12 protein-coding genes, 1 tRNA gene and 1 pseudogene are annotated in these 14,132 nt (G+C 63.2%); 10 read left to right on the forward strand and 4 right to left on the reverse strand.

Going from position 1 to position 14,132, the window contains the following annotated elements:
- Window position 1: 1 nt before the first annotated feature.
- On the forward strand, window positions 2-796 hold the full coding sequence (locus tag AC066Y_RS07010; protein ID WP_478273230.1) for a dienelactone hydrolase family protein: 795 nt from the start codon (window positions 2-4) through the stop codon (window positions 794-796).
- Between the two features lie 31 nt (window positions 797-827).
- Entirely contained in the window at window positions 828-1,562 is a 735-nt protein-coding gene (locus AC066Y_RS07015) for a substrate-binding domain-containing protein (RefSeq protein ID WP_478273231.1), read from the forward strand.
- Window positions 1,563-1,610: 48 nt separating this feature from the next.
- Here the strand turns inward: AC066Y_RS07015 and AC066Y_RS07020 are convergent, their stop codons facing one another.
- Window positions 1,611-2,147, reverse strand: a complete 537-nt coding sequence (locus AC066Y_RS07020; protein ID WP_478273232.1) for a hypothetical protein — start codon at window positions 2,145-2,147, stop codon at window positions 1,611-1,613.
- An 89-nt stretch (window positions 2,148-2,236) separates the two neighbouring features.
- Between AC066Y_RS07020 and AC066Y_RS07025 the strand changes: the two genes are divergently transcribed.
- The 7 genes and pseudogenes from AC066Y_RS07025 to AC066Y_RS07055 all read left to right on the forward strand — a co-directional run bounded on the left by AC066Y_RS07025 (window position 2,237) and on the right by AC066Y_RS07055 (window position 9,951).
- On the forward strand, window positions 2,237-2,824 hold the full coding sequence (locus AC066Y_RS07025; protein WP_478273233.1) for an exopolysaccharide biosynthesis protein: 588 nt from the start codon (window positions 2,237-2,239) through the stop codon (window positions 2,822-2,824).
- Window positions 2,825-2,938: 114 nt separating this feature from the next.
- Window positions 2,939-4,149, forward strand: a pseudogene (locus AC066Y_RS07030) (ABC transporter substrate-binding protein).
- A gap of 1,618 nt (window positions 4,150-5,767) precedes the next feature.
- The gene (locus AC066Y_RS07035; RefSeq protein ID WP_342727745.1) at window positions 5,768-6,772 is read left to right on the forward strand and encodes a TRAP transporter substrate-binding protein; all 1,005 of its coding nucleotides are present in this window, start codon (window positions 5,768-5,770) and stop codon (window positions 6,770-6,772) included.
- Window positions 6,773-7,061: 289 nt separating this feature from the next.
- On the forward strand, window positions 7,062-7,634 hold the full coding sequence (locus AC066Y_RS07040; protein WP_092115779.1) for a TRAP transporter small permease: 573 nt from the start codon (window positions 7,062-7,064) through the stop codon (window positions 7,632-7,634).
- Window positions 7,634-8,917, forward strand: a complete 1,284-nt coding sequence (locus tag AC066Y_RS07045; protein WP_478273234.1) for a TRAP transporter large permease — start codon at window positions 7,634-7,636, stop codon at window positions 8,915-8,917. Before AC066Y_RS07040 ends, AC066Y_RS07045 begins: the two co-directional genes overlap by 1 nt.
- A gap of 211 nt (window positions 8,918-9,128) precedes the next feature.
- Window positions 9,129-9,710 carry a Spy/CpxP family protein refolding chaperone gene (locus AC066Y_RS07050; protein WP_478273235.1) on the forward strand — a complete coding sequence of 194 codons (582 nt, stop codon included), beginning with the start codon at window positions 9,129-9,131 and terminating at the stop codon, window positions 9,708-9,710.
- Between the two features lie 165 nt (window positions 9,711-9,875).
- A tRNA-Lys gene (locus AC066Y_RS07055) sits at window positions 9,876-9,951 on the forward strand.
- A gap of 113 nt (window positions 9,952-10,064) precedes the next feature.
- On the opposite strand, the gene AC066Y_RS07060 is transcribed toward AC066Y_RS07055, so the two are convergent.
- From AC066Y_RS07060 to AC066Y_RS07070, 3 genes are read right to left on the reverse strand one after another with little or no spacing between them, the layout of a single operon-like run.
- Complete coding sequence (locus AC066Y_RS07060; protein WP_478273236.1) at window positions 10,065-11,405, reverse strand: LLM class flavin-dependent oxidoreductase; 1,341 nt, start codon at window positions 11,403-11,405, stop codon at window positions 10,065-10,067.
- A gap of 27 nt (window positions 11,406-11,432) precedes the next feature.
- The gene (locus AC066Y_RS07065; protein WP_478273237.1) at window positions 11,433-12,248 is read right to left on the reverse strand and encodes a class I SAM-dependent methyltransferase; all 816 of its coding nucleotides are present in this window, start codon (window positions 12,246-12,248) and stop codon (window positions 11,433-11,435) included.
- Window positions 12,232-12,657, reverse strand: a complete 426-nt coding sequence (locus tag AC066Y_RS07070) for a hypothetical protein (RefSeq protein WP_478273238.1) — start codon at window positions 12,655-12,657, stop codon at window positions 12,232-12,234. The genes AC066Y_RS07065 and AC066Y_RS07070 overlap by 17 nt, the downstream gene beginning before the upstream one ends.
- Between AC066Y_RS07070 and AC066Y_RS07075 the strand changes: the two genes are divergently transcribed.
- A complete protein-coding gene (locus AC066Y_RS07075; protein ID WP_478273239.1) occupies window positions 12,656-14,092 on the forward strand; it encodes an FAD-dependent oxidoreductase in 1,437 nt (478 codons plus the stop codon). The genes AC066Y_RS07070 and AC066Y_RS07075 overlap by 2 nt on opposite strands.
- The last annotated feature ends 40 nt before the right edge of the window (window positions 14,093-14,132 follow it).

A 14,132-nucleotide genomic window follows, 5' to 3' on the forward strand; every position in this document is an offset into this window, starting at 1 on the left:
CATGCGAACGATCATCGTCGGAGCACTTTGCGCCATCGCAATGGTCGCGAGCGCACACGCCGCGGTCAAGGAAGAGCCGGTCACCTACTCGGACGGCGAGACCACGATGAAGGGCTTCGTCGTCTATGACGACGCGACGCAGGCCAAGCGGCCCGGCATCGTCATGGTGCACGAATGGTGGGGCATCACCCCGCATATCCATAACGAGGCGCGGAAGTTCGCGGAGCAGGGCTACACAGCCTTCATTGCGGACATGTACGGCGACGCCAAGACTGCCGACAACCCGAAGGACGCCGGCGCACTGTCCGGGTCGGTGATGAAGAACCCGAAGGTGATGGAGCAACGCTTCAACGCCGCGCGCGAGCAGCTCGCCAAGCAGGCTTCGGTCAATCCGCAGCGGATCGGCGCCGTTGGTTACTGCTTCGGCGGCGCGGTGGTGCTGAACATGGCGCGCGCCGGCGCCGATCTCGCCGCCGTTGCGGGCTTTCACGCGACGCTCGGGCTCAACACGCCGGCGCCAGCGCCGGGCACCGTCAAGGCGAAAATCCTGATTCTGAACGGTGCCGACGACCCGTTCGTGAAGCGCGAGCAGTATGATGCGCTGAAGAAGGATTTTGACGCAGCGAAGGCCGATTACCGGATTATCGAATATCCGGGCGCCGTGCACGCGTTCACGAACCCCGAAGCCACCGAGCTCGGCAAGAAGTTCAACCTGCCGCTCAGATACGACGCCAAGGCCGATCAGGAATCGAAGGCCGAGGCGGCCAAGCTGTTTGCCGCAAACCTTCAGAAATGAGCCAACTTGCCGCCGACATGGTGCCGCAGCCTTGACGCCGGCAATCGCCGATAGCCCCGAAACGATCAGGGTCATCATTTCCGGCGGCTTCGCTGCGGTCTACCGGGAAGTCCTGCCCGAGTTCGAGCGCAGCACCGGCATCAAGGTGGAAACCGGATCCGGCGCATCGGAGGGCATCGGTCCGAAAACGATCAGGCACCAGCTCGCGCACGGCAGCAATGCGGATGTGGTGATCCTTTCGCGGGAGGGACTGCACAAGCTGAACGAAGACGGGCGGATTCGTGCGGGATCCGACACGGGCCTGGCGACGGCTCCCTTGGCGGCCGCGGTTCGCTCAGGCGCTCCGAAGCCCGACATCGGCAACGCTGCTGCACTCAGGAAAGCCTTGATCGATGCGGGCGAGGTGGTGGCGCCAAGCAGCACGAGCGGACAATTCGTCCGCGACCAGGTCTTCCCCAGGCTGAACCTGCCGGACTCGGTGCAGCTCACCCTCGAGGCGCGCGGGACCGAGGCGGCCGAAGCGCTGCGCGTGGGCAAGGCAAATTTCTCGATTGGGCCGACCAGCGAGCTGGTGCAGGAGACCGGTATCGAGGTCGTCGGTCTGCTGCCTCCGGATCTGCAGCTTGTGCAGACCTTCACGGCCGCTGTCGTCAGCGACTCAAAGTCGCCTGCCGCAGCCAGGCGCCTGATCGATTTTCTTTCCTCGGATACCGCTATCTTGCGCGCGGCAATCAGGCGGGCGGGCATGGAGCGGCCGCGCGGATAGCTGCCGTCGCCGACTGTTGCGCTGATCTTGCGCTGACGGCGACGCGGCTCAGCGATCCCCGGCGCCGGGTGCCGCGTTGAGCGGCGCACCACCGGTCGAAATCGGACCTGCCGGTTTTGGCGTCCGAACCGGCGGCGGCTTTCGGGGCTTCGGGGCAGACTGTGCCACCGGTGCATGCGGCTGGTCGGCCGCTGCCGTGGCCGGCAATGGCACAGAGGCTGGAGCGGGGCGCTGGAGCGCGTCGACCTTCGACGTCAGGCTCGCCAATTGGTCGACGACGGTCTTCAGCTGCTCCTGCTGGTCCGCCACCGACTTGCTGAGTGCGCCGATGTCATCCTCGAGCTTCTGCTGGGTCGCGAGCAGATCCGGCAACGTCTCCTTGTCGCCTGCAGCCACCCTGTCGCTGGCCGCAGCGTTGCCCAGGGAGGGGACCAGCGGCGCGATCTGGGGCCAGGCGTAGACACCCCCGGCGCCCGCACAGGCGAGGACGACGATCAGCAGGAACCACGGCCAGCGGCGGCGCACGGCGGGAATCGGGCTTGACGGCGCATGGAGCTGCCATGCCTGGTCGGAATCGTTGGTCACCCATGCTTCCTAGTCTGCTTCGGCAGCTGTTGCAATCGATGCCGAGTCTGACCACTTTGGCAGCTATGTCCCCCTCGTCCGGAGCCCCATTGGCGCCCACGCACACGTCCCAACTTCTTGAGGAACTCGTCGCTCAAGCACCGGACGGCCCCGTCGATCTCGAATGGCTCCTCAGCAACCTGGACAAGCGGTCGTTCGGCCTGCTCCTGCTGCTCCTGGGGCTGCTGGTTATCGTCCCCGGCGTCGCGACGGTCGCGACGCTGGCGTTGCTGTTTCCGGCGGTCGAGATGATGCGTGGCCGCAGCGCGCCATCGTTTCCGCGCTTCCTGTCGAAGCGACAGTTCGACTTCAAGCGCTTCAAGCGGTTCACCGTCCTTGTCCGTCCAATGCTGCAGGCGATCGAGCGCATCAGCCGGCCGCGCTGGGACGCGCGTCGCGACGTGATCGACCGCCTCGTCGGATTGGTCGTGTTTCTCCTGGCCTTCTCGGCAGGCTGGCCGCTGCCTCTGGTGAACGTCATTCCGGGAATGGTGGTCGTCCTGATCGCGGTCGCCTACCTGCAGGAGGACGGCCTGCTGCTGACGATCGCGATGGCGGCTGCGCTGATCTGCCTGCTCGGGCTCGGATGGACGCTCTGGGCAACGTTCGGTGCCGTGATGAACTGGATGGGGCTGTGACGTTCGACGGCTAGTGCAGTTCGATGTCCCGACTTCAGGGGTCGACATCTCGCGCGGGCTTGATCATGATCTCGCCGGACGTCGCGGCAAACAGCGACGCGAATGGGAGAACACATGCGTTGCATCACGCTCGCGGCCGTTGCCGCGCTCAGCCTTGTTTCCGCTTCGGCGGTTCTCGCTGCCGACAAGAAATACGATCCCGGCGCCAGCGATACCGAATCAAGATCGGGCAGACCATGCCCTACAGCGGTCCGGCTTCGGCGTACGGCACGCAGGGCAGGGCCGAGGCCGCATACTGGAAGATGATCAACAGCCAGGGCGGAATCAACGGCCGGAAGATCACGCTGCTGAGCATGGACGACGGCTATAGCCCGCCGAAGACGGTGGAGCAGACGCGCAAGCTGGTGGAGCAGGACGAGATCCTTGCCAACATCGGCTCGCTGGGCACGCCGACAAATTCGTCGATCCAAAAATATCTGAACGGCAAGAAGATCCCGCATCTGTTGATCTCCACCGGGGCCTCGAAGTGGAACGATCCGAAGGAATTCCCGTGGACCACGCCGTTCTATCCGCCCTATGCGCAGGAAGCGAAGATCTACGCCAAGTACATCGCCAAGGACCTACCCAATGCGAAGATCGGCGTGATCTACCAGAATGACGACTTCGGCAAGGACTATCTGAAGGGCTTCAAGGAGGGGCTGGGAGAGAAGGCCGGTCTCATCGTCAAGGAGCTCAGCTACGAGGTGACCGATCCCACGATCGATTCCCAGATCGTCAATCTGAAGGCCGCGGGCGCCGACGTGCTGATGACGATCACGACGCCGAAGTTCGGCGCGCAGGCAATCCGCAAGGTTGCCGATCTCGGCTGGAAGCCGACGCACTTCATCGTGTCCGTCGCGAGCTCGATCGGCGGCGTGCTCGAGCCTGCTGGCCTCGAAGCATCGACCGGCCTCATGACGGCACTGGCGACCAAGGTGGTCGGCGACCCGGCGTGGGACACCGACAAGGGCGTGCAGGATTATCTCGCCTTCATGAAGCAGTGGTATCCGGAAGGCAATCCGATCGATGGCAGCAACCAGATCGGTTATCTGTCCGCGCAGTTCACGGCCATCATCCTGAAGAACTGCGGCGACGTGCTGACGCGCGAGAATCTTTTGAAGCAGGCCACTAACCTGAGCAAGGTCTCGCTGCCGCTCTTGCTGCCCGGCATCACGGTATCGGTGTCGCCGACAGACTATTCGACCTTCGACACGTTCAAGCTCGCGAAATTCGACGGCAAGACATGGAAGTTCTTTGGCGAGAACATCAGCACCGCGTCGCGGTGAGGACAAGCGAGAGGGGCCATGCTGGCTGGCATCATCGATGGACGCAGCAGGTTTGCTGCGTCCATGCGGGGCGTTGTCGATATCGCCGTGTGGCCCAGGTGATCAGCGGCTGTAAAACGTCCCGGATTCTTGTCGGCGCGTTTTCGTCACGCGAACCGGCATCCACTTCGCTCGAAAACGGCTCTAGTGCGGATGTCTGGATCGCTTGAGTTCGGCGACCTGAAACTTCCCGGCGGCGGACAGGCTGCTGCAAACCCAGTGGGCTCGATTTCGGTACTCGCCTAGGAACACCTTGGTCTCGAGGCAATCCTCGTAGGACTTGTAGGTGAGGTTGTCTCTGCACGTTGCCGAGTAGGGTCCGTATGTCTGCCCGCCGCCCGACTCGCTACACCCAACCCAGGGGTCTTTGCCGTGGGGAAGGCTCGACTCGCAACCCCCGTTGCAGTTGCTGGCGACCTTCTCCAGACTGGCAATCCTCCCCAGCACTGTATCCGGCGCAGGCGACGGCGCTCGCGCGCTCGAGGATGACGTGTGACCGGCCGGCGATGTCCGGCGAGCAGCCAATCTGCTGCTTGAGACCTCCTTCGGCCTGATTGGCCTTGCCGCCGGCTTCGGCGCGTCGACGGTGATGGAGGGGAGCGGGGCGCTGGAGCCTGTTGCGGTTTGCGACGCAGCAGGGCCGCACAGCAAGAATGTTGACAGGAAAGCGACGGCGGAGGGCGCGACAAACCTTGACGACAATTTCATGACCTTGTCCTCTTAAGGACGGACATGCCGCCCTAATTGCATTGCCACGCAGATCAACTAGCCGAAATTTCGGAACTTGCCCACTGAGGGTCAAGAGAATTTCTGCCGATGACCGCCCTTGACATGGTCGCCGGGGAGGATGCGGGGGCAGTCGCCCGAAGCCCTTGCCGTCTGTTATTGGTCCAACGCGGATATCGCGGCGGCGCTGCTTGAGATCGCCCTTTGATCCAGCTGGAGTCATTCCACCTGATCGACGTGTTTCAAAAGAGATCGATCACACCACGAGAATTCCGACCATCAAGATTGTCGACAAAACACTGAACGCAGTGACATTCGCATCCCATAACCACGGCCCTACCGGCGATCGAAAGGGCGGTAGCCATTTTGATCATCGAGCGCGCCGCCCTCGGACAGATGATGTCGCGAGAACGCAGATGTATGGCTCACGACCGCACCACATTCGGTGTCGTCCCGGGCAAGCGCAGCGCGACCCGGCACCCATAATCACAGACGACGATTGTTGTGCGACGCCGGGGCCACAGCTCACTTCTACGATACAGGACTGTGGTTATCGGTCGTGCTTTCCCAGGGACGACAGCCGGCAGGAAGCACCAGCATTCGCGCCCGGCGAACTCGCCATTGCCAAACCTCGTATTGACCGCGCCGCCATGGCGGGGCACAGCGTGCGGGCGGTGTCATTGAGCGGTCGCGAGAGCCGAAAGGGATACCGCCGTATCGATTTTTGCAGTGCAGCAATGGCGCAATTCAGCCCCTGCTAAAGGGGCAATGGCAATCGTCGTGGCTTGTCTGTAATGGTGCGACCGGATGTCTCGGGGCCGGTATTCGTGCTCCGCAATACGCGGGAGGAAACATGCGTAAGTTCATTTTGGCCGCGGCGTCGATCGCGGCCTTGACCTTTGTCGGGCAGGCCTCGGCGCAGTCGCCGATCGTCATCAAGTTCAGCCACGTGGTGGCCTCGGATACGCCGAAGGGCAAGGCGGCCGACAAGTTCAAGGAACTCGCCGAGAAGTACACCGGCGGCAAGGTGAAGGTCGAGGTCTATCCGAACTCGACGCTGTACAAGGACAAGGAAGAGCTCGAGGCGCTGCAGCTCGGCGCGGTGCAGATGCTGGCGCCGTCGAACTCGAAGTTCGGCCCGATCGGCATCAAGGAATTCGAAGTCTTCGATCTGCCCTACATCCTCCCCGACCTGAAATCGCTGCGCAAGGTGACCGACGGTCCGCTCGGCGCCCAGCTGCTCAAGAAGCTGGACTCCAAGGGCATGACCGGTCTCGCTTATTGGGACAACGGCTTCAAGCAGATGAGCGCGAACAAGAAGCTGGTCGCGCCCGCCGATTACAAGGGACTGAAATTCCGCATCCAGTCGTCGAAGGTGCTGGAGGCCCAGTTCCGCGCGCTCGGTTCGATCCCGCAGGTGATGGCGTTCTCCGACGTCTACCAGGCGCTGCAGACTGGCGTGGTCGACGGCCAGGAGAACACCTGGTCGAACATCTACACCCAGAAAATGCATGAGGTGCAGAAGTACGCGACCGTCACCAATCACGGCTACATCGGCTACGTCGTGGTCGTGAACAAGAAGTTCTGGGACGGCCTACCGGCCGACATCCGCGACCAACTGAACAAGGCGATGAAGGAAGCCACCGAGTTCGGCAACAACCAGTCGGCCAAGGAGAACGAGGACGCGCTCGCCGAGATCAAGAAGGCCGGCAAGACCGAGATCATCTCGCTGACGCCGGAGCAGGACGAGGCGATGCGCAAGGCGATGATGCCGGTCTACAAGGACGTCGCCTCGCGCGTCGGCCAGCCGCTGATCGACGAATTCCTGAAGGAAACGGGCCGCAGCCCGATGAACTAAGGCGGATCGCCTGTTAGCCGCCGAACAGGCGGTGCGCTCCCTCTCCCGCTTGCGGGGGAGGGTTGGGGTGGGGCTCTCTCCGCGAGTCACGTTGTGGAGAGAGCCCCCACCCGCATCGCGTCTTCGATGCAATGCGACCTCCCCCGCAGGCGGGAGAGGTGGACTGAGTGTGTGGACAGGCCTCTCGGCCGAGAGCCGTCTCGCAAATCTAACGAATGCCGCGGCCGCGTGAGGCCGCGGCCCGGGTGCCGTGGCCGGTTGCCGCATCAGGCCATGACAGGGGAGATCAATGCTGCTGAAAATTCTGGACCGGCTCGAGGAAATCATCATCGCGAGCCTGATGGGCGCTGCGACGCTTCTGACCTTCGTCACGGTCGTGCACCGCTTCCTGGTCGACGTGCCGGTGCTCTATCCGTATTTGTTCGGCATCAATCTCGCCTGGTCGCAGGAACTGTGCATCTACATGTTCATCTGGATGGCGAAGTTCGGCGCCGCCTATGGCGTGCGCACCGGCATCCATGTCGGCGTCGACGTGCTGATCAACCGCCTCAATGACGCCTGGCGCAAGCGGACCATCAGCTTCGGCCTGCTCGGCGGCGCGCTGTTCACCGCGATCGTCGGCACCATGGGCGCCAAGTTCGTGTTCGAGCTGATGCACACCGACCAGGTCTCGCCCGACCTCGAGATTCCGAGCTGGATCGTCTACGCCTGCATCCCGCTCGGCTCCTACCTGATGTGCTTCCGCTTCCTGCAGGTGTGCTGGAATTACTGGTGGACCGACGAGCTGCCGCACCATGACGCCTCCCATGTCGATGGCGTCGAGACCAGCAAGACCGCGCCCGTCGCGCTCGGAGAAGCGTGATGAGCGCCGCACTTATCTTCGGACTGCTGTTTACCCTGATGCTGACGGGCATGCCGATCTCGATCTCGCTCGGCCTGACCGTGCTCACCTTCCTGTTCACCATGACCGAGGTGCCGATCGAGAGCGTCGGCCTGAAGCTGTTTTCGGGCCTCGACAATTTCGGCATCATGGCGATCCCGTTCTTCATCCTGGCCGGCACCTTCCTTACCCGCGGCGGCGTCGCGCGGCGCATGATCGCGTTCACGACCTCGCTGGTCGGGCATCTGCCCGGCGGCCTTGGGCTCGCCGGCGTCGCGGCTTGCGCGATGTTCGCGGCGATCTCGGGCTCGAGCGTCGCCACCGTGGTTGCGATCGGCTCGATCATGATGCCGGCGATGGTCGATCACGGCTATCCGAAGCGGTTCGGCGTCGGCGTCATCTCGACCTCGGGAGCGCTCGGCATCCTGGTGCCGCCCTCGATCATCCTGGTGCTCTACGGCGTCTCGACCAACACCTCGATCGGTGCACTGTTCATGGCCGGCATCGTCCCGGGCGTGCTGCTCGCGCTGATGCTGGCTGCGGTGACCTTCTTCGTGGCGCAGCGCAACGGCTATCCGAAGATGCCGCGCGCGACCATCGGCCAGCAGTTCACGGCGTTCCGCGAAAGCATCTGGGGCCTGTCGCTGATCGCGATCGTGCTCGGCGGCATCTATGGCGGCATCTTCACGCCGACGGAAGCGGCGGCAGTCGCCGCGACCTACGCCTTCTTCATCACCGTGTTCGTCTACAAGGAGCTGAAGCTCTCCGAGGTGCCGAAGGTGCTGTTGCAGGCGGCGAGCATGAGCTCGATGCTGCTCTACATCATCACCAACGCGGTGCTGTTCTCGTTCCTGATGACGCATGAACAGATCCCGCAGGAGATGGCGGCCTGGATCATCGACAAGAACTTCTCGGTCTGGATGTTCCTGCTAGTGGTCAACGTCATCCTGCTGCTCGCCGGCAACGTGATGGACCCGTCGTCGATCCTCCTGATCATGGCGCCGATCCTGTTTCCGCTGGCGACCAAGCTCGGCGTGCATCCGGTGCATCTCGGCATCCTGATGATCGTCAACACCGAGGTCGGGCTGTGCCATCCGCCGGTCGGGCTCAATCTCTACATCGCGAGCAGTATCGCCAAGATGGGCATCAGCGAGATCACGATCTCGGTCCTGCCGTGGCTATGCGCAATGCTGGTGTTCCTCGGCCTGATCACCTACGTGCCGGAGATCTCGCTGTGGCTGCCGCGGCTGTTGGGAATGATCTAGCGAGCGCATGATCCGGAAAAGTGTGAAGCGGTTTTCCGGCAAGATCATGCGCAAACAATCGGAAAACCGAAGCGCGACCTCGCGCTTTGGATGTTTCTGTCGGGCAATGAAGCGGATTACATCTTGGCAAGAAAGCTCTCTCTGTCCAATCCGTAAGTTGAAGGCCGCAGCAGGCGGTATCATCCTCAGGCAACCTTCAAAGGAGGTTCGGATGAAGAAAGTTCTGCTCGCCGGTATCGCGGCGCTCACGATTGCCGGTTCGACCGCGGTCTATGCCCAGCATCGCCCGTGGTTCCATGGCCAGATGCGGATGAGCCCCGAGGACCGGGCCGCCTTCCTCGACGCGCGCATTGCCGCGGTGCACGCCGGGCTGAAGCTGACCGCCGATCAGGAGAAGCTGTGGCCGCCGGTCGAAGCCGCAGTGCGCGACTTCGCCAAGATGAGGCTCGATCGCGCCAATGCGCGGATGGCCGCGGAGAAGACCGATGCGGACAAGGCCGACAAGCCGGATGATCCGGTCGCGCGGCTGCGCGAGCGCGCCGACAACATGGCCGCGACCGCGACGTCGCTGAAGAAGATCGCCGATGCCGCCGATCCGCTCTACAAAACGCTTGACGACAACCAGAAGCGGCGGCTGACCATGCTCACCCACATGGAAGGGCGCGGCTTCGGCGCCGAGGGCTGGCGCCGCCATCGCCTCGAGCGCGGCATGGACCACTGGGAGCGCGGCGGCCGCGACCATCATTTCGACCGCGACGACGGCCCGGATCAGGAACGCTCCGGCCGGCTCTGAGAGCCAGCCGCCGGCATCCTCGCCAAGCCTATGAAAGGCCGCCGGAATCCGGCGGCCTTTCGGCTGTCAGAAAGTCGGGAAAAGTTGCGCCAGCTTGCTGGACATCGCGGAATCGCTTTGCTAAACGACGGCCTCTCTTGCGAGGGTCATTTCCGGACAAGTTCCGGGCGCATAGCTCAGTTGGTAGAGCAGCTGACTCTTAATCAGCGGGTCCCAGGTTCGAGCCCTGGTGCGCCCACCACGGAAAAGACCTTCTTTTCCAGTACCTTCGCAGGATCGCAGTCGCGGTCGAGCGCTAAACGCGTCTCGTCGCTTGTTTTCTCCGATCTGCTCCACTTGAGAAACGTCAGGCGATCACGCGATCGCTTGAATGGAGCTGGAGAAGACGCTCGGCGGCCGGTGCAGGCCATAATGGTCGCGCAGTGTCGCGCCGGCGTAGTCGTCGCGGAACAGGCCGCGTTTGCGCAGGATCGGGACGACCTGCTCGGCAAAGACGTCGAATCCGCCGGGGAGCCAGGGCGGCATCACGTTGAAGCCGTCGGCGGCGCCGTTCTCGAACCAGGTCTGGATGTTGTCGGCGATCTTCTCCGGCGGGCCTGCAATCACCCAGTGGCCGCGGGCGCCGGCCAGGCGCTGGACGAGCTGGCGGATCGTCGGCTTCTCGCGATCAACGATGTCGACCACCAGCTTGAAGCGGCTGGCCACGCCGCGCGCACCGTTGGTGTCGATCAGATGCCGCGGGAACGGGCCGTCAAGGTCGAAGCCGGAGAGATCGAGCCCGATCATCTGGCGTAGCTGGGTCAGCGAATATTCCGGCTGGATCAGTTCATTGAACTCGTCCTGCAGCCGATCCGCTTCGGCTTGCGTACTTGCGATGAAGGGACTGATGCCCGGCAGGACCTTGATCTGATCGGGACTGCGATCGAAGGCACGGGCTTGCCGCTTGATATCGGCGTAGAACTCCTGGGCGCTCGCCAGGGTCTGGTGCGCCGTGAAAATGGCTTCGGCAAACCGTGCGGCAAAGGCGCGGCCGTCGTCGGACGAGCCGGCCTGCACATAGACCGGCCGTCCCTGCGGCGTTCGCGAGATATTGAGGGGGCCGCGGACGCGAAAGTGCTTTCCGACGTGATTGACGGCGTGGATCTTGTCGGTGTCGGCGAAAACGCCCGAGACGGGATCGTTGATCAACGCGTCGTCTTCCCAGCTGTCCCACAGCCTGGTGATGACATCGAGATATTCGCGCGCCCGCTCGTAGCGTTCATGATGCGGAGGATGCTCGGGCAGGCCGAAGTTCTGTGCCGCCTGCGCCGTGCTCGTCGTCACGATGTTCCAGCCGGCCCGGCCGCCGCTGAGATGATCGAGCGAGGCGAACAGACGCGCGAGATTGTAAGGTTCGGTGTAGGTCGTCGACGCGGTTGCGATCAGGCCGATGCGCCTGGTGGCGACCGCGATGGCGGCAAGCCAGGTGATCGGCTCGAAGCGGAAGCGCTGCGCATAGCGGACATTGTCGGCGAGCGCCGGCCCATCGGCAAAGAAGATCGCGTCGAACTTGTGCGCCTCGGCCTTCTGCGCCAGCTCCTGATAGTAGGTGACGTCGAGGATCCGCTCCGCAGCGGAGCCCTTGTAGCGCCAGGCCGCCTCGTGATGGCCACCCGGATAGATAAAGAGATTGAGAGAAAGCTGTCGATCGCTCATGCCTGTGGCTCGCGGAATGTTGGCTGGTCAGTTGCCGGTTGATGGCTTGTGTGCAAACGCGAAACGCAGGTAACGCTCCAGAGGCAACCCTTCCGGTGTTCGTTTCGTTTCGACGAGGCGGGCAAACGCGCCGCGGATCTGTTCGCGCTCGGACGGTGGGAACGCCTCGAGGAAGTTGCCGAAGGCGCTGGCTTCCGACCATCGGAGTAGCGAATTGACATCTTCGTGCACGTCGGTCAGCGTGTGCAGCTCGCTGCGGTAGGCGACGAAGCCGCCGGCCGCGAACAGTGATCTGAGTTCTTCATCGGTCAGGCCGAGCACCGGATTGGAATCCTGGCGACGATCGGCGAGGCCAGCCTCGGCGATGGCCCGGCGCAGCAGCACGCGGGATTGATGCGGACGGGATGGGTCCTGCACGTTGAGCCCGAGGCGGCCGCCGGGCTTGAGCACACGATGGATTTCCCGCAAGGCGCCGCGCTTGTCGGCAACCCAATGGAGGACGCTGTTGAGATAGACCGCATCGAATTGGCCGTCGTCGAAGCTTGAGAGGTCTTCGGCCCGGCCGGTGTGGAATTGAAGATGATCCGACTGGCGAAGTCGCGCGATCTCGATGCGGCCAGGGAGCGGATCGATGCCGATCACCCGGCCATTCGGTCCGACCAGGCCTGCGACGAATTCGGCGAGCCGGCCGGTGCCCGTCCCGATATCGAGCACATGCTCGCCGGTCTTGATCGCCAATGGCCCGATCAGGAACTTGCCGTGACGGAACTGAACCAGCCCCGCCTCATCATAGGAGCGCGCCAGTTCCTGCGTATCGTGTTCGAGGCTAATGACACCACTCATTTGCGGCGTGTCCTATCGTCCATGAATGCGGCGCTATGTGCACGTCGGCTTGCAAGCCATGCCTTGACTCTACGTCGGTGATCGCAAGCCTGTCGATGAAATGAACTTGCATTGTTGCCTCGGAAGCCAGCATGAAGCTTGTGAGTTGATCGGCGATGATAGACGAGTGCAGCCGTCGCGAAGAAATCAGCAGGTCGCTCGTGCCGTTCTTGCGCGTCAGACGCTTCAGTCGTTCTGATCTCGCACGCCGAAACGGCGAGGAAAGCGACGGCCGTCGCAAATATTTCAACGCCTGCGTCGGCGACGAAGCGATCATTGCGTGCCGTGAAAAACAAAGCTGGTTTCGTTTCATTGACTGGCGATCGATCGCTTTTACGATTTGCAACGTCAAAGCGAGGCCGATCATCATGCCGCAATCCGACCCCGACAGTGTTGCCCGTGAGGCGTTGCGCCTGATCGGACCCGATCCGCAAAACTGGGTGCCCGATCTGGACGGGATCGATCACAATGTGGTCGTCGTCGGCGGTGGACAATCCGGCTCGGCTTTTGCGTTCGCGCTTCGGCGGGCAGGGATCGGGAAGGTCTCGGTGATCGATGCTGCGGCTGGCGGCACCGAGTCCGGCGTGTGGTTGACGAGTGCGCGCATGCACAAGCTTCGCACGCCGAAGGCCCTGCCGGGCCCGGAGCTTGGTCTGGCCGGTCTCGGGTTCCAGGCGTGGTACGAGGCGCGCTACGGTGCAGCCGCCTACGATGCGCTCGACCGCATTCTACGGCTTGATTGGGCGGCCTATCTCGATTGGTATCGCAAGGTTACCGGTGTAGCGGTTCGTTACGCGACGCGGCTGGTTCGTATCGAGCCGGCGGGAGAGCATCTGCGACTGTATCTGGAGCATGGCGGCCGCGTGACGGTCGAGACTGCGCGAAAAATTGTGCTTGCGACCGGCTTTGCCGGAAGCGGCGGCGTCATCATTCCGGACGCGCTGCGCAATCTGCCGAAACAAATTCATGCGCATACGTCCGAGAGGATCGACTTCAGAACACTGCGAGGCCGATCGGTGGCGGTGATTGGAAGCGCCGCGTCGGCGTTCGATGCCGCTGCCGTCGCACTGGAAGCCGGAGCGCGCGACGTCCACCTCTATGCGCGGCGCGAGACGTTGGCCTCGCTTCCGGTGATCCGGATCCGCGGCTATCCGGGGGCCTACGATAATTACGGGGCTCTGCCGGATGCCGTGCGCTGGCAGCAGGCGATCCGCTTCCGCGGGGCAGGTTCGACCCCGCCGCCGGACGCAATCTCGCGCGCCGTCGCATTTCCCAATTTCCATCTCCATCTGGGCGCGCCGTGGACCGCGGTGCGGCTCGAGGGCGGGCGTCCCGTCGCGGTGACGCCGCAGGGCGAATTCGGGTTCGAGTTTGCCATCGCCGGTACCGGATATGCCGTGGACCTCGGCGCGCAGACCGAGCTTCGCGATTTCGCGGATGAGATCCTGCTGTGGCGCGACCGCTTCACGCCGCGTGACCAGGAAAGCGATGAGACACTCGCGGCGTATCCCTATCTGGGATCGGGGCATGAATATCTGGAGAGGGAGCCTGGCCGCGCGCCGTTCCTGAAGAATATCCATGTCTTCAACCCGGCAGCCTTCGTCAGCTTCGGCCTGCCGGTCGGCGATGTCCCGAGCTTCAAGCGCGACATTCCCGCTGTTGTGGCGCGGATCAGCCGCGATCTGTTCCTGGCCGATCTGGCGGCGCACGAGGCGCGCATCAATGGACCGATCGCCGACGATTTTGGTGCCGAGCTTTATGCGCCGGCGGTCTGGCGCCCACCGGAGCACGTCGCGGCCGAGTAGCGTCTGCACCATCAAGCCGGTTTGTTTGTCTCCGCCGTCG

The sequence above is a fragment of the Bradyrhizobium sp. USDA3010 genome, from assembly GCF_056429065.1.